Consider the following 17,995-nt stretch of genomic DNA (forward strand, 5'->3'; position numbering starts at 1 on the left):
GGGTTGGCGGACGTCAGCCCTTGACCTCGCCGGTTCGGAGGTTGACCGTCTGGGACGCCTCGCGGAACGGCAGCTTCGGTTGGTTCGGGTCGTCGCGCAGGAGGTTGCCGTGCTCGTCGGCGAAGAACACCGCAGACGTTGGGTCGCCCACGGGCGGCTTCGCGTCCGCGACAGCGGTGACGAGCAGCCCGTCGGGCTGCCCCTTCATCGGCGCGACCTTCACCTTGAGCGTGAAGACGCCGGCCTTCCCGTACGAGAGGACGCCCTGCACGAGGTCTTGCAGCATGGCGCCCGCCTGGTCCATGACTTCGCCGCGGCCGAGATCCTGCAGGACTGCGGCGAACGGTCGGACGGGTACGCCTTCGGCCTCGTCGTCTGTGTGCTTGGGCATGCGTTGGTATTCCCTTCCTGGATTGGCGGTTCAGTCGTTCGCGACCGCGTCGACCTCGACGGGGTGCTGCACGAGCTCGGCGGGTACGGTGATCACGGCCTCGGGCTGCAGCGGCTCGAACGCGGCGCAGGGCACGCGCAACCGGACCTTGACGACGACCGCGTCCGGGTCGACGATGCTCGGCTTGCGTTGGGTCGCGTTGACGACCTTCAACTCGTACGGGTAGCGGGTCGGCACGAGCTGCAGGTACGCGGTTCCCTCGCGGTAGCTGGACATCAGTTCCTCCGGTGCTCGGTGTGCGTGGGCGGTAGGTCGGGATCGGGTACATGGGGGCGGGGCTGTTTCGGCACGGACTGCCTTGCCTCGTTGGCGAAGCGGAGGACCTCGCGGATCACCACGAGGGCTACGACGACGGCGCCGGCCGCGAGCCCGCGCATCACTCGATCCGCCTTGCGCGCCACGTGTCGGCGGGGGGTTCGAACCCGTGGTAGATGCCGACGAGCTCGTACGCCACGACCCCCATGCCGCGACCTTCCGTCCCGACCCGGAGCACGGTGCGTCCGTCCTCGCGGTTCTCGCAGACCAGGTACTGCAGCTCCCCGGCGCGGGCTCGGCGGATCAGCTCACCCGCGACGAGGGTTGACGGCGGCGCCGTCTGGACGACTGGGGCGGGCAGCCCGAACCCGTTCATCTCGAGCGTGAGTACGACGTTGCCCCACTCGCTATCCACGGACGTTCACCAACAGACCGGCGTTGTCGCGTCCCTGGTTGCCCCAGAACCGCTCCGTCCCGTCGAGCTCGATCGCGAGCATCTCGGCGGGGATGTTGAACCCGTGTCGCTGCGACTTCGCACTCTTGGACCGGTTGAACGCAAGGCATCCCGTGGCGGTGGTCGCGCCAGCGCCAGCGAAGTAGAAGCCGTCAACGCCGCCGATGCCGCCCGACGCTGCGAACCCCGCCGAGTCGGCGACACAGGCAGTGAAGGTGTTCAGGTCGTACTCGACGTACCAGCCGTGCCACGCGGTGTCCTGCGACTCGCACGCGACGAACCGGTTGCGCGAGCCGCGGACACGCCAGCCGCTGCCGCGCCCCCACCACCCTTTGCAGTTGGCGTAGACCGTGTTGACGGAGCCGATCCAGAACGCGGCTGCTGCCGAGTAGGACGGACCCGCGACGACGGTCGCCTCGCAGTTGGTGAGGTAGCTGTCGGCCATGCCGCAGTGGAAGCCGACGGTTCCGGCCCGCCGCACCAGCACGTGATCGAGCCGGGTGCCGCGAGCGTGCTCGCCGAGGACGACGCCGGAATGCGCGGCGTCGTAGACCTCGACGTCGAACATGCGGTGTCGCGGGTCGGGTGACGTGACGCCGTAGTCGAGTCCGTTCGCGGGATCGCGGGGAGCGGGAACGATGCGGACACCGGTACGGGCCTTGCCGGCGCACTCGATGCGCAGCTTCTCCACGCTCACGGACGATGCGTGGTCGTCGACACCGATCAGGTACTCCATGTCCGCGCCCGCGCGGATGCTGGTCGCGCCCGTACCGGCGCCGACAAGCCGCACGTACGACGGCAGGTTCAGCGGTCTGTAGAGGACGTGCGTTCCGGGTCCGAGCAGGATCGCCCCGCCGCCGTCGGCCGCGATGTCGACGGCGTCGAGCAGGTCATCGCCGGGCCACACCTCGCGAACAACCTGCAAGAGATCGGCAGTGGTTGGGACTTCGACTGGCATCAAGCACCTCCGGTCAGCGCGGCGAGAATCGCCAACGCGACAAGGCCGATCAGGGGCAGGCAGCCAGTCGCGGGCGCGTTGCCGGCGTGCTTCGGCTGGTTGCGCTGCAGCCGGGTGCCGGCGCGGTTCCACGAGGTCGGCTCGCCGGAGACGACGGTCGGGCACTTCGAGCAGACCTTGACGCCGGGGTCACCGGGCAGCGGCACGGGCGCGGCGCTGGGGTGCTGGTAGCAGCGGCTCACGGGGTGACCCACCTTCCCTGTCGGAGGATCCGGCCGTTCTGCTCGTGCTCGCGGGTCGCGCGGCGCCGAGCCTCCGGCGTCGCGGCGTTTCGCACGTAGGCCTGCTCGCGCTTCAACCAGCGCACCCACGCGCGCGGACCGGCCGGACGCGAGAGCATCTCGGGCGGGTACGCCTTCCCGATCTCGTCGACCACCTCGTGGCCTGGACCTGAGAACCGGCTCACGACTGAACCCCCTTGCGCCACTCAGTGACGATGTCGAGGAACTGTTCGCGCTCGGAGTCGGTGAGGTTGACGTCGCGCGCGATGTTCCGTTCTCTGTTGCGGCGTAGGGCTTCGGCCGCGGCGTTGAACTTCTCGGCGCGCTCACGGCGGTTTTTGAGCCACCCGTAGAGCAGCCAGCCGGCGACGAAGACCAGGAACGCGCCGGTGAGGACGATCGCCGCGAAGGTCGCCGGCTCGGACGGGCCGTCGACGACGGGCGGGATCGGCGGCCGCTGGTAGGCCGGCGAGGGGACGTCGGCGTGTGCCCTGTCACCGAAGAAGCCAGCGAGGATCGCACCGAACGCGAGCGCGGCGAGCACGGCCGCGACCTTGAGCTTGGTTCTCCACGTCATGGCGATCACACCGGGCATGGCGATAGGTAGTCGTGGCTGGCGCCGATCTCTTCGTTCAGCGTGTACGTGTTGCCCTCGACCGTCACGCGGTGAACGAAGAGGCTGCTCCAGTACCAGCGGCAGTTGGTCCGGAGCGTCCACGCGCTGTAGACCGAGGTCGTGCCGTCCGGCCCGGTGCTGCCGAAGTCGTACCCGAGCACGCTGCTCGTGACCAGCTGGTCGTTCTGTACGTGGGACATGCGGCCGAGTGAGCCGCAGTTGGCCGTACGCCATGCGCCGCCGTCGAGCTTGTAGCAGCGGAAGTTCACAGCGCCCCTGACACGCGGGTTGCAGCCCGGCGCGGTGGAGACCTGCATGCGGTGGTCGACCCAGACTCGCTCGCTCGCGGTCGCCAGTGCGTTCCAGCCGTTGTTGTGGGCCTCGTTCGTGATCGTGTAGTCGCACGCCAGCGTCTGCGCGTCACCCATGTTGGCGACGGCTTGGGCCGAGGACGGAGCGGCGAGCCCGGCAACCCCGACGACGAAGGACAAGGCGAGCGCCACACGGACGCGTATGCGCATGGGAGGTCTTTCCCTTCTGTGCTTGGGCTTCATGGCGACATCCGCTGCGGCGTGGACGGGGCCGGGTACTCCGACAGGTACGCCTCGTTGACGAGCACCTCGCCGTTCAAGGGCTCCATCACCCACCACCAGTGCTGCGGGTGCGGCCGGTCCTCCACGACACCGATGCAGGCGTGCTCGCCGTCGAACACCACCGCGCCCGGTGCCAACCTGGTCTCCATGGCGGTAACCTCTCCCTTGTCTGGCCCCGCTCTTCGGCTTCGCGGTCGTAGAGGGCGGGGCTGGTTCATGTCTGCCGTGCGCGCGCCCGACTCGAACGGGCTGCTCCTGCCTTGCTCCGGCTCGTCGCCGTGGCATCAGAGGCGCGCAGTGGGATCTCGCCTCCCTGTAGGCGACTCGTTCACATCGGTCTCACCTGCTCTCCACTCACAGCGGGTTCGTGATCCGCGTGCTCGCCGAGGCCTCGAACCTCGGTGGCTGCCGGTCGAGCGGTGCTACTGGCGGGGGCCGGTCCGGACCTTTCGGTCACCTCTCGAACCGACCCCCGGTCTGGTGATCCGCGCGGGCGAGGAGGGGGGCTCGACCCGCCCGCGCGGAAGTCAGCGGCGGGACGACTTGCACTTGATGCACGTCCACTGCTTGGCCTCTTTGAAATAGACCCAGGAGTGCGAGCCGCCCTGCGGGCAGTCGCCGCACGACAGTGCGAGCTGCCACAGCCGGCCCTGCGAGGTGAGCGGCGCGGACATCAGGCCGACGCCTTGGTCTGGGTGGCGTGCCGGGCGGCGATGAACGCCTCGACCTCGGACCGCTTCCACCGCAGGCCGGTGGCGTCGCTACCGAGCCGGAAGCCCAGCGGAAAGCCGGGCGGGGCGGTGCCCTTGTAGCGCCAGCTGTGGATCGTGCCCGCGGCGACACCGATCATCTCGGCGACCGTCCCGATCCGGAGCAACTCGTCCTTCATGGCGCCTATCGTGATGCTCATCTATGCACATGTCAAGACGCCTAGTAACGACTAGAGACTTGTAGTGTCACAAAGTCAACGCTCTGTAGCTGGGTCAGCACGGCCTGTCTATAGATAGGTCTAGATAGGTATGGCTAGCTGTAGACCTCTACCGATTTCACGTGTCACGATTTCGTCATGGACTGGGAGCGACTCGGGCGGTTCGCGAAGGACCGCCGACTGGAGCTCGCGCGTACCCAAGGAGAGGTCGCGCAGCTCGGCGGACTCGGCTCCCTTGGCACGATCCGGCGAATCGAGAGCGGCAAGAGCGTGAAGGAGCTCAGCCTGGCAAAGCTGGACCACGGTCTCGACTGGCGGCCGGGGTCGGCCGCGCGTGTCCTCGCTGGCGGGTACCCAGAAGACGCGGTCGACAGCCAGCCCTCCGCGCCGCGCCCACCCACGCGCGTCGAGGCCGCCGAGCACGTGCGGCGCCTTCGCGGCGACGAGGCCGCCGACGCGCTCGCACAGCTCGCCGAGCCCTGGTTCTGGATCGAGTACGGCAGGTTCGTCGCCGACGACCAACCCTGAGATTGGCAACAAAGAGTAGCGATCATGCTGTCTGAAACGGCATTCCGGCTACGCTACGAAGTAGTTATCACGAATTGGCCTGAAAGCGCTTACGTCCTGATGTGCACAGCGTTGACTAAGCACAGACAGTTACCGAATGGACGTCACCCCCGCGGATCAACTTCCGCCGCCAAGCTTCCGTATCTCCGCAGAGGCGACGCCAAGAATCATCAACGATTGGGGGGAGTTCTGGTCATGCGTAGCATCCTGCTTGGAATTGGAGCGGTGCTAGCACTGTGGGGGGCGGCAGTGGCTATCTACTCAGCTGGATGGGCTCGCGACGAAGCGCTCTGGCGGGGATGGGGAATGTTCCTGCTGGGCTCGATTGCGGTCGTCCAACTCCAGATGAACTGGGTAGAGCAGCGCCGGGCGCGGCGCGCAGCGGAAGTCACGAGACAGCTCCTGCGACCACCGCACCGAACGAAGTAGCGAAGGGGCGGGTACGGATCCGGGCCGTACCATCCTTCGCCAGGAGGCACGACATGGCACGAGTGAAAGACCTCTGGTTCAACGCCCGCTCTGACTCGAACGGCGAGCGCGTCCCGACGAAGCGGCACGGTCGCGGCAAGCGCTGGCTGGTCGAGTACCGCGACCCGGTCGGTAAGCTGCGCACGGAGGCGTTCAACCGCAAACCCGACGCCGAGCGCCGGCTCGTCGACATCAGCGCCGACGTCCAGCGCGGGGAGTACATCGACCCCCGGCGCGGACAGACCGCGTTCCGGGAGCTCGCGAAGTCCTGGCTCGAGGGTGAGGCTGTCGCGCCGTCGTCCGCGGCCTCGTTCCGCCACAAGATCGAGCGACTCAACGAGACCTTCGGCGACTACCCGGTCGGCGAGATCCTGCCGTCCAAGTGCCGGCAGTGGCGCAAGGCTCGCGCCGAGCTGGTCGCGCCCGGCACGTTGAACCTCGAGCTGTGGCTGCTGACTGCAATCCTCGACCTCGCCGTCGAGGACGACATGATCCGGAAGAACCCAGCCGCCAAGCTCGAGCGGCTCGCCAAGTCGTACACCTTCGCCCTGTGGGACCTCCCGACCATCACAAGGATCCTCGACCACGTGCGAGCCAACGCCCCGAACTACGCGCCCGTCGGCGAGCTCGCGTACGGCGCCGGCCTGCGCCGGTCGGAGGGCTTCGGGATCGGCGTCGATGACATCGACTTCCTTCGCCGCGAGGTCCACGTCCGCCAGCAGCTGCTCCGGATCAACGGCGTGGGCTTCGTCTTCGCCCCACCCAAGCGCAACTCGGTCGGCACGGTGCCAGTCCCGCAGGAGCTGCTCGACCGGCTCGCCGCCCGCCTCGCGACGTTCGAGCCGAGGGAGGTCACGCTGCCGTACGTCGGCAAGGGCATCAAGGCCGGCCAGACCCGTACGGTGCGGCTGCTCGTCGCCGGTCGTCGCGGCGCGCTCGCGCGAACGGAGTCCTGGACCACGGCATGGAACGCGTCGCTCAAGGCGAACGGGATCACGCCGAGCGGGCACAAGACCGGAGTGCACATCCTGCGGCACGCCTACGCGTCCTACCTGATCGCGATGGGGCTGCCGATGACCGTCGTCCAGGTGCGGTTGCGGCACGCGCGGCTCGCCGAGACCTACGAGACGTACGCTCATCTGACGTTCGAGGAGCAGATCGAGGACGCGATCGCGAGGGTGTTCCGTTCCGCGCCTGTTCCGCCCCGTTCCGTTTCTGCTACGTCATAGACGCCTGAACAGACCCATTGACACCTAGAGACATCTATAGATATCATCGCAGGTGTTGGCGGCAGTCGGGCCGCTGACCAGGGGGTGTGTGGACGAGCCGGCCTGTAAGCCGGATCCTGTCGAGGGCGGTCATCCCTCTCGGGCTGCCGTTGCCGACAGCCTCTAGCGGCCTACCCGCAGGCTCGGGCGGGCAGCCCTCGAACGCCTGCGCGGACCTTGCGGCCCTTCTTGGCCTTGCTCCGGGTGGGGTTTACCGAGCCGCCTGAGTCACCTCAGGCGCTGGTGGTCTCTTACACCACCGTTTCACCCTTACCCGCACCCTCGCACCGAAGCGCGAGGGCCGCTGGCGGTTTGCTTTCTGTGGCACTGTCCCGCGGGTCGCCCCGGGTGGGCGTTACCCACCACCCTGCCCTTCGGAGTCCGGACTTTCCTCGGCGGAGCACCGAAGTGCCCCGACGCGACCGCCCGGCCGACTCGTCCAACGCGCAAGTCTAGGGCAGGACGAAGCGCAGCGCGCGTGCGCGCGGCGCATCCGCGCCCGTCTGGGCGTGGTACAGGAGGAACTCATATTGGTCATATGGGTGACGAACTGAACCGCGGCCAGGCGGACTCTGCTGCCTTCTGGGGGTGTCGCGCGCACTGCGATGTTTGGCAGACACGGCCTGACCTCGGGATTTCAGCTGTTGGTGGGCGACATTGGCCTGTGAAGGACAGAAGTGCCTGTCCTGCTGGGGCGACATGGGTGGCGACGTCTCGAGTGATCCGAGCGGGAAGGCACTCCGTAGGTGAAGCGTCGTGGTCGCGTTACCCGGCCAGTGGCCGCTCTACCTGGCGTCCACCCCACGTAAAGCGGCAAATGACCATGTTTACATGATCATTGGCCCCAGGCCGGGGGCGGTCCGGGCCGACGGTCGGACGAAAGAACGAGGCTAGGGCAGGACGAAGCGCAGCGAACGTTTCGCCACGTTCGCCTCCTCCAGCCGCACCGTGACGCGTTCGCCCAACGGCAGCGACGTTCCCACCAGCGTGCCCTCCACCGCGGGCGACTGCAGCTGGACGTGGCCGCGCGAGCCGTCCTTCTCCACATCGACTACCACGCCGTCGAACGTCGCGCCCTCGTGCCCCTTCAGCAGCTCCGCCTCGACCAGGTCGAGCACCATCCGCTCGTACTTGTGCGAACGGCCGTCCGCCTCGTTCATCTCCTTCGGCACCGTCTCCAACGCCGCGCGTACCCACTCCGGCACCGCGGCGCCGCCGGACAGCGCGACGCAGGTCTCCAGCGCGTACCGGTCCACCAGTCGCCGCAACGGCGCCGTCACGTGTGAGTACTCCGACGCCAGCGCCGCGTGCAGCGGCTGGTCCGGCAGGTCGCCCGCGAACGACGTGTAGCCCGCGCCGCGCAGCAGCACCGTCGACGACGTCAGCAGTGCCGCGTGCGCCGGCTCCTTCGGGTCCAGCGTGCGGATGAACGCCGCGTACGTCGTCCCGTCGGGCCACGGGACCCGCAACGCCTTGGCGGTACGCCGCAGCCGCTCGAGGTCGCGCGGATCGGCCGGCGGCAACGTCCGCAGAACGCCGATCTTCCCGGACAGCATCAGCTCCGCGGCGGCCATGCCCGTCATCAACGACACCTGGGCGTTCCAGCCCTCGACGAGCAGGGGCGCCCGATACCGCAGCGTCCAGTCGTCACCGGACTCCACGACCTCCTGGTCCGGGATCGGCAGCGTCACACCGCCGCGGACCCGCTCACGTTCCTCGCGCAGCAAGCCGAACTCGCGCAGCAGCACCAACGGTTCCTCCGCCGTGCCGTTGTCAAGCGACGCTTGCACCGAGGCGTAGTCGAGCCGCGCGCGGCTGCGCACCAACGCCCGCGAGCACTCGACGGCCACGCCCTCGCCGGCCGAGTCGACCCGCATCGTCCACAGGATCGCCGGCCGGTCACCGTCGGGGAGCAGCGAGGCCGCGCCCTCGGACAGCGTCGGCGGGTGCAGCGGCGTACGCACGTCCGGCCCGTACATCGTCACGCCGCGCCGGTGCGCCTCGAGGTCGATCGCCCCACCGGGACGTACAAACGTGGCCACGTCGGCGATCGCGTAGTGCACACGGAAACCCGTGCCGTCGCGCTCGATGAACAGAGCCTGGTCAAGGTCCATCGAGCCCGGCGGGTCGATCGTCACGAACGCGAGGTCGGTCCGGTCGGTACGGGGTCCGTCGCCGGCGCTGGCCGCGGCCGCCTCGGCAAGGACCTCGGGCGGGAACTCCGGAGCGATGTCGAGCTCCTCGCGGATCCGCGCCAACCCGGCCCGGACCTCGCCTCCATCGGCAGCGGCAAGGCGAATCTGGCGTCTAGGCATGAAGGGCAGCCTAGGTGCTGGTTAGTTGGTCTTGACCCAGTCCGCGCAGCCGGACGTCTCGAACGCCTCGTCCGACTTCTTGATCGTGACGGTCTGCGGGCCTTCGCCGAGCTGGTTCGCGATGATCGAGTCCAGGTCGCCGTCGGTGGACTTCAGCCTTGCCCAGTAGCAGATTCCGGCGCCGTCGATGGAGGGCCGCGACTTGTACCGGCCCGGCTCGATGTCCTCGCCGACGACGTACGTGCCGTCGCCGGCGAACGAGGTCACCGTCTGCTCGGCGGGCTCGACCGCCTTCGGCGGCGCGGCCGGCCTGACGGTGACGGTCACCGTGGGGCCTGGGACTTCGACGGTCTTCGTCGGCCCGGGCACCTCGACGGTCTCGGTAGGTCCGGGCACCTCGACCTCGACGGTCTCGACGGGCGCGGGGTTGGCCGCCGCGGTCGTGGTCGGCGAGCCGCCCGCGGCGGAGCCGACGATCAGGCCGATGAGCAGGGACGCAACGATGCCGACGATCCACGGCCAGGTGGGCGGACGCTTCGCCGTACGCGGTGGACGGGGCGGCGGTGGTGGCGCGGGCGGTTGCGTGTTGCCCGTCCACCAGGGCCGCTGCTCGGATGGGTAAAGATCTGGTTGGGACATGCTGAGGGTTCCTCCCCCTGGATGTGGTGCCGCGGTCTGCCTCAGGGCACGACCGCACCCCCGCCGGCTCGCGCACGCATCAGGTGCGCGCGTTGGCGTTCTGCACGGTGGAATTCACGAATCGACCGAGGACACCTCTGCACCGCTTGCCTTCGCTCCGGTGGGAGGTGCAGGCGGATGCTGGCGTTGCTGAGCCGTTGAGGTCCCTTCCCCATTCCCGCTGACAACGTTCTCACCGCGATCGCCGTTGCGTGACGGTTGTAGGGAAGTTCCAGGTCCTGTTGGCAGATCAGCGCTGATTTACGGGCTGGAACGGCCTTGTCGGTGGGTGGGTCTAGCGTCTGATCTCGATGACAGAGCAGGGATTTCTCGAGACGACAAGGACCGCCTATGACACGTTCGCTGAGGAGTACGCGAGGGACGAGCGGAACGACTATGGCCCGCTTCCGTTCGAGCGGGCGATGCTCGGTGCGTTCGCGGAGTACGCGCGCGCCTCCGCTGGCGGATTGCCGGTGGCCGACCTGGGGTGTGGCCCCGGCAAGGTGACGTCCTTCCTGCACGGGCTGGGCGTGGACGTCTTCGGCATCGACCTGTCACCGGAGATGATCGCGCTTGCACGGAAGGAGAATCCCGGCCTGCGCTTCGACGTGGGTTCGATGACCGCGCTCGATCTGCCGCCGGCGTCGGTGAGTGGGATCGTGGCGTCGTACTCGATCATCCATGTGCCGGACGAGGCGTTGCCGTCGCTGTTCGATGGATTCGCTCGAGTGCTCGCGCCGGGTGGTGAGGTGCTGGTCGTATTCTTCACCGGAGACGAGCGGATGCGGCGAACGGAAGCGTTCGGGTACGAGGTGGCGCTGGACTACCACCTCCGCCCCGCCGACCGCGTCGCCGAAGCCATGCGCGCAGCCGGCTTGGTCGAACGTGCCCGCCTCCTCCGCGGCCCAGAGCCCCACGAGCTCCTCCCCCGCGCCTTCCTCTTCGCCAGCAAACCCCGCGAGGCGTGAGAGGGTCGGTGCGTGCGGTGGATCGGCGACGTACATCACCGCGAGACCCACATGAGTGATCATGACAAGCGAGCCTAGGCGCGCACACACCCAGCAGGCTTATCCGAACTTGCTATCCGTCGGTGATCTCCGGCAGATGCGTCGACACACTGAACGAGCGCAGTGACGCCAGCCCGTCGGCGTACCAGTGGATCTCGCTGATCGACGCCGCCGCGAGCTCCATCCGGAACACCACCGGCAACGGAGCCTGCAATGCGTGCCGGATCAGCAGCTTGATCGGGGTCACGTGCGCCACCACGAGCACGGTCTTCCCCGCGTACGCGTCCAACAGCGAAGCGTGCGCGGCACGCACCCGCGCGTCGGCCGACTCCAGCGACTCGCCGCCAGGCGGCGCGACCGAGGGCGAAGCCAGCCAAGCGTCGAGCTCGGACGGCCACCGCTCCCGCACCTCGACGAACGTGAACCCGTCCCACGCACCGAAAGCCACCTCGGCGAAGCCAGGCTCCGGCGCCAGGTCCAGACCCAGCACCTTGCCCGCGATCTCCGCCGTCTCCCGAGCCCGCCGCAGCGGCGAGTGCACGATCGCGTCGATCATCGGCCCCGCGGCCAGCGCCGCCGCCGCGGACTCGGCCTGCGCCCGGCCCAGCGCCGTCAAAGCTGGATCCACGCCGCCCGTACCGCTGAACCGCTTCTCGATCGTGTGCATCGTCTCGCCGTGCCGCAGCAGAATGGTGCGCGTCGGCGGTGAGGTGACGTCACCCCAGCCGACCAGCTTGTTCACTGGGTCCGAGGCTGGCTCGGTCGCCTGCACGTCGGGAGCCCGGTCGGCAAACAGTCCCCAGACCGGCTCGCCGCCGTCCAGCACCTGGTTCACCAACGCGTCCGCCGCGGCGTTCTCCTCCCGCGGCACCCACGTCCACGTCACCGACGCCGGCAGCAGTTCCGAAGCCGACGCAGCCAGAGAACGCAGCTCGGGATGCTTGATCTTCCACCGCCCGGCCATCTGCTCGATGACCAGCTTGGAGTCCATCCGCACCTCGACCGGCGCCGCCGGCGACAGCTCCCGCGCGAGCCGAAGCCCGGCGAGCAGGCCGCGATACTCGGCCACGTTGTTCGTCGCGACCCCGATCGACTCGGCGATCTGACCCAGTACCTCGAACGTCGACCCGTTCCGTACGAGAGCGCCGAACGCGGCCGGACCCGGATTGCCGCGCGAACCGCCGTCGGCCTCGACGATGAACCTCACGCGCCCGGCAGTCCCGACTGTGCCGTACGTACGAGAATCCGCCCGCACTCCTCGCACCGAAGCACCAGCTCCGGCGGTGACCCGGCGAACTTCTGCAGATCGCTCGCGTTGATCTCCATCCGGCAGCCCTCACACCGCCGGTTGCGCAGCGCCGCCGCACCCACCCCGCCGAACTGGGCCCGGCGCTTCTCGTACAAGCCCAGCAGATCCGCGCCGATCCCCTCGGCGGTCAGCGCACGTTCGGTGTGCGACGCCGAGATCTCGGTGTCGATCTGCGCGTACGACGCGTCCCGCGCCTGCTCGGCAACAGACAGCTTCCCCGCGATCTCGGCCTGCCGCGCCTGAAGCTCCTGCTGCCGCTTGCCGGACTCCTCGACGCGTTCCATCACCTCGAGCTCGGCGTCCTCCAGATCGGACTGCCGCTTGGTCAGCGACTCGATCTCGCGCTGCAGGTTCTCCAGGTCGCGCGGCGAGCCGACCTGCCCGGCCTGCAGCCGCTTCTCGTCCCGGTCCCGCCGGCTGCGTACCTGCTCGACGTCGGCATCGGCCTTGCGCTGCTCGCGCCCGAGGTCGGCGAGCTCGGTCTCCACCGCACCCACCGCGTCGGAGATCTCCTTGTGCTCGGCAGCGAGCTCCTGCGCGGTCACGGCCTCGGGCACGGTCGCGCGGCGGTGCGCCAGCTGGTCGAGCTTGACGTCGAGGGCCTGAACGTCGAGCAGCCTGAGCTGTACGGACGGGTCGGCGTTCAACGGGCCATCCCTCCCTCGTCACTGGACGCGCGGACGGTCCACGGGTCGGTTCGAAGTGTCGACACGCGGGTCTCGACCGCGGTGCCGGCTACCGCGAGCTTACGGTGCAACCGCTCGGCGGCAACGGCCAACCATGGCCACTCGCTCGCCCAGTGCGCGACGTCGACGAGCGCAGGCGCACCGGCCTGCTCCGAAGCCTCCGAAGCGGGGTGGTGGCGCAGGTCCGCGGTGACGTACGCGTCGACGCCGGCGCTGCGGACAAGGGCGAGGTACGAGTCGCCCGCTCCTCCGCAGACCGCGACCTGCTGGACCTGCCGATCGGGGTCGCCGGCGATGCGGACGCCGTGCGCCGTCGCGGGCAACGCGTTCGCGACGCGATCGCCGAACGCCTGGAGGGACTCGGGTGCGGGGAGCTTGCCGATCCGGCCGGTGCCGAGGTTCGGATCGTCCGTACGCGGGTCGAGCGGCCGCGTGTCGGTGAGGCCGAGGACGTCGGCGAGCGCGTCGGAAACCCCCGGGTTCGCCGAGTCGGCGTTGGTGTGGCAGACGTGCAGCGCGGCGCCGTGGGTGAGCAGGTCGTGGACGACGCGTCCCTTGGGCGTCGTCGCCGCGACGCTGTGCGTGCCGCGGAGGAACAGCGGATGGTGGGTGACGACGAGCCCGGCACCCCACTCCAGTGCCTCGTCGACGACGGCCTGTACGGGATCGACGGCGAACAGCACCTTGCCGACCTCGTTCGCCGGGTCGCCGCAGACCAGCCCGACCGCATCCCAGTCGGCCGTCCACGACGGGTCGTACAACTCGTCCAGTACGGCGACAACCTCGCCAAGCGTCGGCATCCGCTCAGGCTATCGAGACGCCTGAACGGATGCCGACGACGGCCGATAGAGGGTTACTGGCAGCTCTTGCCGTTGCTCACCCTGACCCAGCCCGCCCACGACGAATGCAGGCCCGCCGCGTGCGGTGGGTGGTAGCCGTGCAGCCTGACACAGGCCGACTCGTCGTAGTTGTAGTTGCACTGGCTCCAGCCGGGACCGCCAGGTGCGTTGCAGTAGCTGTGCCGGCCGCCGGTGATCTCGGCATGGATCCGGAAGTTCTTACCGTTGTCGTCGCTGTCCTTGACCCACAGGTCGTCGCCGTTCCACTCGAAACAGCCGACACCGTCCCAGCCGTTGACGGTCATCTTGAACTTCCAGCACTTCACGTCGCTGGGAAGCCGCTTGGTCTCCAGGAGCTTCAGCAGGTCCGCCGGCGGCGCGATCGCCTGGGCGCCGCCTTCGGGTGCGGCCTGCGGCGACACGGCCTGCGGTGACACGGCCTGCCGTGACTCGGCCTGCGGTGCCGCTGCTGTCGGACCGGCCCCGGCGCCGGCCAGCAGAGCGATCCCCGCGAGAACGACCGCCACCCGTTTGATGAGCTTCATGTGTCCCTCCTTCTCGGTCGCACGAGAAGCTAGGGAATGCGGATATAGGCGGGTTATCGAACGCTCATAACAGGAACCGATCGGCGTCGTCGAGGTAGCGCTCCCAGTCGTCGACTTGTAGCGCGTGGCCGCCCTCGCGGCGGTGGTACGTGGGTGGCTCGGCACCGAGCAGCCGGAACACCGTGGCGGCGGCCTCGGCGCTCAGGCGTTCGCCCTCGGGGTCGGCCCAGGTGTCGTCGGCGGCGCTGCCGACGACGAGCGGGCGCGGGGCGATCAAGGCGAGTAGCTCGTGTTGGTCGACCGGCAGCTCGTCCTCCCGCCCGGCGTAGTGCGCGAACGCGGGCGCGAACCAGTGCGGGAACCTCGTCGTGATCGCCTCCACGGACTCCCCGACATCTCGCCGCGACAAGGAGGCGCCGCCGCAGCCGGAGTTGTTGCTCACCGCCATCGCGAACCGTTCGTCCTGCGCCGCGGCCCACAAGGCCGCCTTGCCCAAGCGCGAGTGCCCGATCACCGCGACCCGCGTGGCATCGACCCGCGGATCCGCGGCGAGCCGATCCAGTAGCCCGCTCAGCGCGGCAGCCCACTCGCCGAGCGCGCCCCACTCGTCGTCGGCGCGCGGCCGCCCGTCGTCGGCGTCGGGGCGTACGTCGGTGTAGACAGCTGTCGCCAACGCGTACCCGCGTGACGTCACCAGCTCCCACGGCCACGCGTCGTGCTCCCACCGCAGCCCGACGAACGCCGGCACCGGGCCAGCAGCATCCGCGGGCAACCGCAGCTCGAAATCGACCTCGAGCACGCCGGCGGAAGGCGGCGTATGTCCATACACCTGCGCGGAGAACAGCTCCAGCAGCTCCGCCCGCCGCCGTGGCCAGTCGGACGGTCCGACGACCCCAGCCAACGGATCCGGCAGGCTCACGACGTGAACGTGCGAGCCTGGACCTCCTTCAGGTACGCCAAGTTGTCCTCGACCCGCTCCTTCAACGGCACCTCGGTCGAGAAGTCCTCCACCGACAGCCACCCGTCGTAGCCGATCGCGGAAAGCGCGGAGAACAGCTGGTCGTAGTTCCCCACGCCGTGGCGCATCGGAGCCCACTCCCAGTTCCACACGGTCCGGTTCTCACCGTCGACCGGCGACGGCTTCGGCACCGCGTTCTTCACGTGTACGTGGGCCAGATGATCGCCGAGAATCTCCAAGCTCCACGGGTCGAACTCGAACCCCTCGCGCAGCATGTTCCCGATGTCGTGGATCACGCCGACATGCGCGGGGTCGAACCCCTCGACGAACCGAGCAGCCGCCGAAGCCGACGACACCAGCGACTGGTGGTGCAACTCGATCAGCGCCTTCACGCCGTACTGCTGCGACAGCTCCTGGATGACCTGATACTCCTTGCGCCGTTGGGTAAACGCCGCGTTGTAGCCCTCGTCGCCCGGCTTGCCGACCGGCACGCGCATCTGCTTCACACCCAGCTCGGCGGCGCCGGCCATCAGCTTCTCGACGTCCGCGACCTCGTCCGACCGCGCGTACGCGCCGATCGACGGCATCCCCAAGCCCGCGGCGGCGGTGATCGACTTGATCCGCGGCACGTCCTCGGTGAACGAGGACAGCGGCCAGGTGCACTTGTTGCCCGACCAGAAGCCGGCATCACCAGTAGGAGGCTTCTGGTCGACGACCCGCCACTCGACGCCATCCCAGCCCTGCCGCGCCAGCTCGGTCACGGCCTCCTCGGGGGTCCACTCCGGGAGGCTCGCGGTGAAGACGGCGAACTTCATGAGGTGAGCTCCTTGACCTTGACGGGCTGCTGGGTACGGGCCGACTCGTAGATCGCGCGGATCAGCGCGAGCGTGTTCGTCGCGGCCTCGACCGTGACGAACGGCGGGCGTCCCTCCTCGACAGCGGAGAGGAAGTCCTTGAACTGTGTCGTGTGCGACGTCGTCGACAGCCCTGCGACCGCAGGCATCCCGTCGCCCTCCTCAGGCGGGCCGTACTCCTCGAGGATCGCCTCGACCTGGTTGGCCTTGCCTCCCGCGCCGTACGCGTACTCCTCGCCGTCGCCCTCGGCCGCGTGGTAATAGACGAGCTTGTTGTGGTCGATGATCGCCGAGCCGCGGTCGCCGTGCACGTGCACGCGCGTCGCACCGCCCGGGTACGCCGCCGTCGTCCCGTGCACCACACCCAGTGCCCCGGAGGCGAAGCGCACGATCGCGACCGCGGTGTCCTCGACCTCGATCCGCTCGTGCGCGAGGCGTTCGGCGTACGCGGTCACCTCGACCGGCTCGCCCATGAACCAAGCCAGCAGGTCGATCGTGTGGATGCCCTGGTTCATCAGCGCGCCGCCGCCGTCCAGCGCCCACGTACCGCGCCAGTCGCCGGAGTCGTAGTAGCCCTGGCTGCGCCACCACGGCATGATCGCGTTGGCGGACGTCACCCGCCCGAACTTCCCACCCTGCAAGGCATCGTTGACGATCCGGCTCGCGACGTCGTACCGATGCTGGCTCACCACCATCACCGTGCGGTCGGACTTCTTCTCGGCCTCGAGCACGCGCCGCGCCGCGTCGAGCCGGATGTCCAACGGCTTCTCGATGATCACGTGCTTGCCGGCCTCGATCGCCGCGACCGCCACGTCGGAGTGCGCGCCGCTCGGCGTGCAGATCGTCACGGCGTCGATGTCGTCGCGCGCCAGGAGGGCGTCGACCGAGGTCGAGGCCTCGACGTCGAACTTCGCGGCGAGCTCGGTCGCTCGTTCCTCGATCGCGTCGACGACGACGGCCAGCTCGGCCCGCGGCGCCAGCGAGTCCACCGTTTGGGCGTGCAGAGCTCCGATGACTCCACAGCCGATGATGCCGAACCGCATCGGAAAGTCCCTTCGCTACTGGTAGGAGATGCCTTGCTCGTCGAGTAGACCCGTGAACGCGTGCGTGGCCTTGCCGAACAGCTCCGGACCGGAGAACCCGCCGGCATGCCCGGCCCGCGCGAGGTGCGGCTCCATCGAGAAGAAGCCGTCAAACCCGTCGTCCTTCAGCGCGCGCAGCGTCTCGGCGATCTGACCGTCGCCGTCGCCCGCCGGCACGACCTGGCCGGTTTCGGCCACCGCGTCCTTGATCTGCAGGTAGGCGAGGTACGGACGCAGCTTGGCGAACCCGTCGGTGAACGGGCGGGCGCCGGACAGCACGAAGTTCGCCGGGTCCCAGACCTGGCGCAGCTGCTCCGACCCGACCGACTCGATCAGGTCGAGCGCCCGGTCAGGGGTGTCGCCGTACAGCTGGAGGTCGTTCTCGTGCCCCAGCACGAGGTCGTCGCCCTTGATCCGGTCCGTGAGCGCCGACATCCGGCGCAGCACCTCGTCGCGGTGCGGCGTGGGGTCTTCGCCCTTGGTGGGTGGATAGAACGAGAAGATCCGGATGTACGGGGCACCCAGCTCGTGCGCCACCCAGATCGCGCGCTCGAACCGGCGCAGGTGCTCGTCGAAGTCGTCGGCGACGGAGACCTTGCCGATCGGCGAGCCGACGGCGGACAGCGCTACTCCGTACTGGTTCAGCAACCGCTTGATCTCGGCGATCTGCTCGTCGCTGAGGTCGAGAACGTTCGTCCCCCAGGCGCTTCTGAACTCCACATGCCGGATGCCGAGGCCGGTCAACACCTCGAACTGGATCTCCGGCGCGGGATCGATCTCGTCTGCGAATCCGGACAACGTCCACATCGTTGGGTCTCGGCTCCTTACGCGCTCGGTCTGTGCAAGCGCTTACCGACTCTTGCTCCAGACACTATCCTGCTTT

25 protein-coding genes and 1 other RNA gene are annotated in these 17,995 nt (G+C 68.8%); 3 read left to right on the plus strand and 23 right to left on the minus strand.

The features are described 5' to 3' along the window. Nucleotides 1-13: 13 nt before the first annotated feature. From JOD67_RS27440 to JOD67_RS27495, 12 genes are all read right to left on the minus strand, one after another. Nucleotides 14-391, minus strand: coding sequence for a YfdP family phage-associated protein (locus JOD67_RS27440; RefSeq protein WP_205120590.1), 378 nt, complete (start codon nt 389-391; stop codon nt 14-16). Nucleotides 392-421: 30 nt separating this feature from the next. Continuing rightward, nucleotides 422-667 (minus strand): hypothetical protein, encoded by a 246-nt coding sequence (locus JOD67_RS27445; RefSeq protein ID WP_205120591.1) that lies wholly within the window; start codon nt 665-667, stop codon nt 422-424. Next, nucleotides 667-828, minus strand: a complete 162-nt coding sequence (locus tag JOD67_RS27450) for a hypothetical protein (RefSeq protein WP_205120592.1) — start codon at nt 826-828, stop codon at nt 667-669. Before JOD67_RS27450 ends, JOD67_RS27445 begins: the two co-directional genes overlap by 1 nt. Continuing rightward, the gene (locus tag JOD67_RS27455; RefSeq protein ID WP_205120593.1) at nt 828-1,121 is read right to left on the minus strand and encodes a hypothetical protein; all 294 of its coding nucleotides are present in this window, start codon (nt 1,119-1,121) and stop codon (nt 828-830) included. The genes JOD67_RS27450 and JOD67_RS27455 overlap by 1 nt, the downstream gene beginning before the upstream one ends. Then, nucleotides 1,114-2,118 (minus strand): hypothetical protein, encoded by a 1,005-nt coding sequence (locus JOD67_RS27460; protein WP_205120594.1) that lies wholly within the window; start codon nt 2,116-2,118, stop codon nt 1,114-1,116. Before JOD67_RS27460 ends, JOD67_RS27455 begins: the two co-directional genes overlap by 8 nt. Next, nucleotides 2,118-2,360 (minus strand): hypothetical protein, encoded by a 243-nt coding sequence (locus JOD67_RS27465; RefSeq protein WP_205120595.1) that lies wholly within the window; start codon nt 2,358-2,360, stop codon nt 2,118-2,120. The genes JOD67_RS27460 and JOD67_RS27465 overlap by 1 nt, the downstream gene beginning before the upstream one ends. Further along, the gene (locus tag JOD67_RS27470; protein ID WP_205120596.1) at nt 2,357-2,584 is read right to left on the minus strand and encodes a hypothetical protein; all 228 of its coding nucleotides are present in this window, start codon (nt 2,582-2,584) and stop codon (nt 2,357-2,359) included. Before JOD67_RS27470 ends, JOD67_RS27465 begins: the two co-directional genes overlap by 4 nt. Beyond that, nucleotides 2,581-2,976, minus strand: a complete 396-nt coding sequence (locus tag JOD67_RS27475) for a hypothetical protein (RefSeq protein ID WP_205120597.1) — start codon at nt 2,974-2,976, stop codon at nt 2,581-2,583. Before JOD67_RS27475 ends, JOD67_RS27470 begins: the two co-directional genes overlap by 4 nt. A 5-nt stretch (nt 2,977-2,981) precedes the next feature. Then, a complete protein-coding gene (locus JOD67_RS27480; RefSeq protein WP_205120598.1) occupies nt 2,982-3,536 on the minus strand; it encodes a hypothetical protein in 555 nt (184 codons plus the stop codon). A 29-nt stretch (nt 3,537-3,565) separates the two neighbouring features. Beyond that, entirely contained in the window at nt 3,566-3,757 is a 192-nt protein-coding gene (locus tag JOD67_RS27485; RefSeq protein WP_205120599.1) for a hypothetical protein, read from the minus strand. Between the two features lie 378 nt (nt 3,758-4,135). Further along, nucleotides 4,136-4,282, minus strand: a complete 147-nt coding sequence (locus tag JOD67_RS27490) for a hypothetical protein (protein WP_205120600.1) — start codon at nt 4,280-4,282, stop codon at nt 4,136-4,138. Then, nucleotides 4,282-4,497 carry a helix-turn-helix transcriptional regulator gene (locus JOD67_RS27495; protein ID WP_205120601.1) on the minus strand — a complete coding sequence of 72 codons (216 nt, stop codon included), beginning with the start codon at nt 4,495-4,497 and terminating at the stop codon, nt 4,282-4,284. The genes JOD67_RS27490 and JOD67_RS27495 overlap by 1 nt, the downstream gene beginning before the upstream one ends. Before the next feature lie 177 nt (nt 4,498-4,674). On the opposite strand from JOD67_RS27495, the gene JOD67_RS27500 reads away from it, so the two are divergent. Together JOD67_RS27500 and JOD67_RS27505 are read left to right on the plus strand one after the other, a co-directional pair. Continuing rightward, complete coding sequence (locus tag JOD67_RS27500; RefSeq protein ID WP_205120602.1) at nt 4,675-5,064, plus strand: helix-turn-helix domain-containing protein; 390 nt, start codon at nt 4,675-4,677, stop codon at nt 5,062-5,064. Between the two features lie 521 nt (nt 5,065-5,585). Continuing rightward, the gene (locus JOD67_RS27505) at nt 5,586-6,800 is read left to right on the plus strand and encodes a tyrosine-type recombinase/integrase (protein ID WP_205120603.1); all 1,215 of its coding nucleotides are present in this window, start codon (nt 5,586-5,588) and stop codon (nt 6,798-6,800) included. 89 nt (nt 6,801-6,889) lie between these two features. Here the strand turns inward: JOD67_RS27505 and rnpB are convergent. From rnpB to JOD67_RS27520, 3 genes are all read right to left on the minus strand, one after another. Continuing rightward, an RNA gene (gene rnpB / locus JOD67_RS27510) (RNase P RNA component class A) lies at nt 6,890-7,277 on the minus strand. Between the two features lie 452 nt (nt 7,278-7,729). Further along, nucleotides 7,730-9,154 (minus strand): RNB domain-containing ribonuclease, encoded by a 1,425-nt coding sequence (locus JOD67_RS27515; RefSeq protein WP_205120604.1) that lies wholly within the window; start codon nt 9,152-9,154, stop codon nt 7,730-7,732. 21 nt (nt 9,155-9,175) lie between these two features. After that, nucleotides 9,176-9,793, minus strand: coding sequence for an Rv1352/Rv1906c domain-containing protein (locus JOD67_RS27520; RefSeq protein ID WP_205120605.1), 618 nt, complete (start codon nt 9,791-9,793; stop codon nt 9,176-9,178). Between the two features lie 350 nt (nt 9,794-10,143). Here JOD67_RS27520 and JOD67_RS27525 point away from each other — a divergent pair, with 350 nt between their 5' ends. Continuing rightward, a complete protein-coding gene (locus JOD67_RS27525) occupies nt 10,144-10,800 on the plus strand; it encodes a class I SAM-dependent DNA methyltransferase (protein ID WP_205120606.1) in 657 nt (218 codons plus the stop codon). A gap of 112 nt (nt 10,801-10,912) precedes the next feature. Here JOD67_RS27525 and JOD67_RS27530 read toward each other — a convergent pair whose 3' ends face one another. From JOD67_RS27530 to JOD67_RS27565, 8 genes are all read right to left on the minus strand, one after another. After that, nucleotides 10,913-12,046, minus strand: coding sequence for a bifunctional RNase H/acid phosphatase (locus tag JOD67_RS27530; RefSeq protein ID WP_205120607.1), 1,134 nt, complete (start codon nt 12,044-12,046; stop codon nt 10,913-10,915). After that, entirely contained in the window at nt 12,043-12,795 is a 753-nt protein-coding gene (locus JOD67_RS27535) for a zinc ribbon domain-containing protein (RefSeq protein WP_205120608.1), read from the minus strand. The genes JOD67_RS27530 and JOD67_RS27535 overlap by 4 nt, the downstream gene beginning before the upstream one ends. After that, nucleotides 12,792-13,634, minus strand: a complete 843-nt coding sequence (locus tag JOD67_RS27540; RefSeq protein WP_205120609.1) for a Nif3-like dinuclear metal center hexameric protein — start codon at nt 13,632-13,634, stop codon at nt 12,792-12,794. Before JOD67_RS27540 ends, JOD67_RS27535 begins: the two co-directional genes overlap by 4 nt. Before the next feature lie 53 nt (nt 13,635-13,687). Continuing rightward, entirely contained in the window at nt 13,688-14,218 is a 531-nt protein-coding gene (locus JOD67_RS27545; RefSeq protein ID WP_205120610.1) for a hypothetical protein, read from the minus strand. 64 nt (nt 14,219-14,282) lie between these two features. Next, entirely contained in the window at nt 14,283-15,137 is an 855-nt protein-coding gene (locus tag JOD67_RS27550; protein WP_205120611.1) for an alpha/beta hydrolase family protein, read from the minus strand. Then, entirely contained in the window at nt 15,134-15,991 is an 858-nt protein-coding gene (locus tag JOD67_RS27555; RefSeq protein ID WP_205120612.1) for a sugar phosphate isomerase/epimerase family protein, read from the minus strand. The genes JOD67_RS27550 and JOD67_RS27555 overlap by 4 nt, the downstream gene beginning before the upstream one ends. Then, the gene (locus tag JOD67_RS27560) at nt 15,988-17,073 is read right to left on the minus strand and encodes a Gfo/Idh/MocA family protein (RefSeq protein ID WP_205120613.1); all 1,086 of its coding nucleotides are present in this window, start codon (nt 17,071-17,073) and stop codon (nt 15,988-15,990) included. Before JOD67_RS27560 ends, JOD67_RS27555 begins: the two co-directional genes overlap by 4 nt. Before the next feature lie 15 nt (nt 17,074-17,088). Next, nucleotides 17,089-17,919, minus strand: coding sequence for a sugar phosphate isomerase/epimerase family protein (locus JOD67_RS27565; RefSeq protein WP_205120614.1), 831 nt, complete (start codon nt 17,917-17,919; stop codon nt 17,089-17,091). Nucleotides 17,920-17,995: the final 76 nt, after the last annotated feature.

Source organism: Tenggerimyces flavus, assembly GCF_016907715.1.
GTDB classification, from domain to species: Bacteria; Actinomycetota; Actinomycetes; order Propionibacteriales; family Actinopolymorphaceae; genus Tenggerimyces; species Tenggerimyces flavus.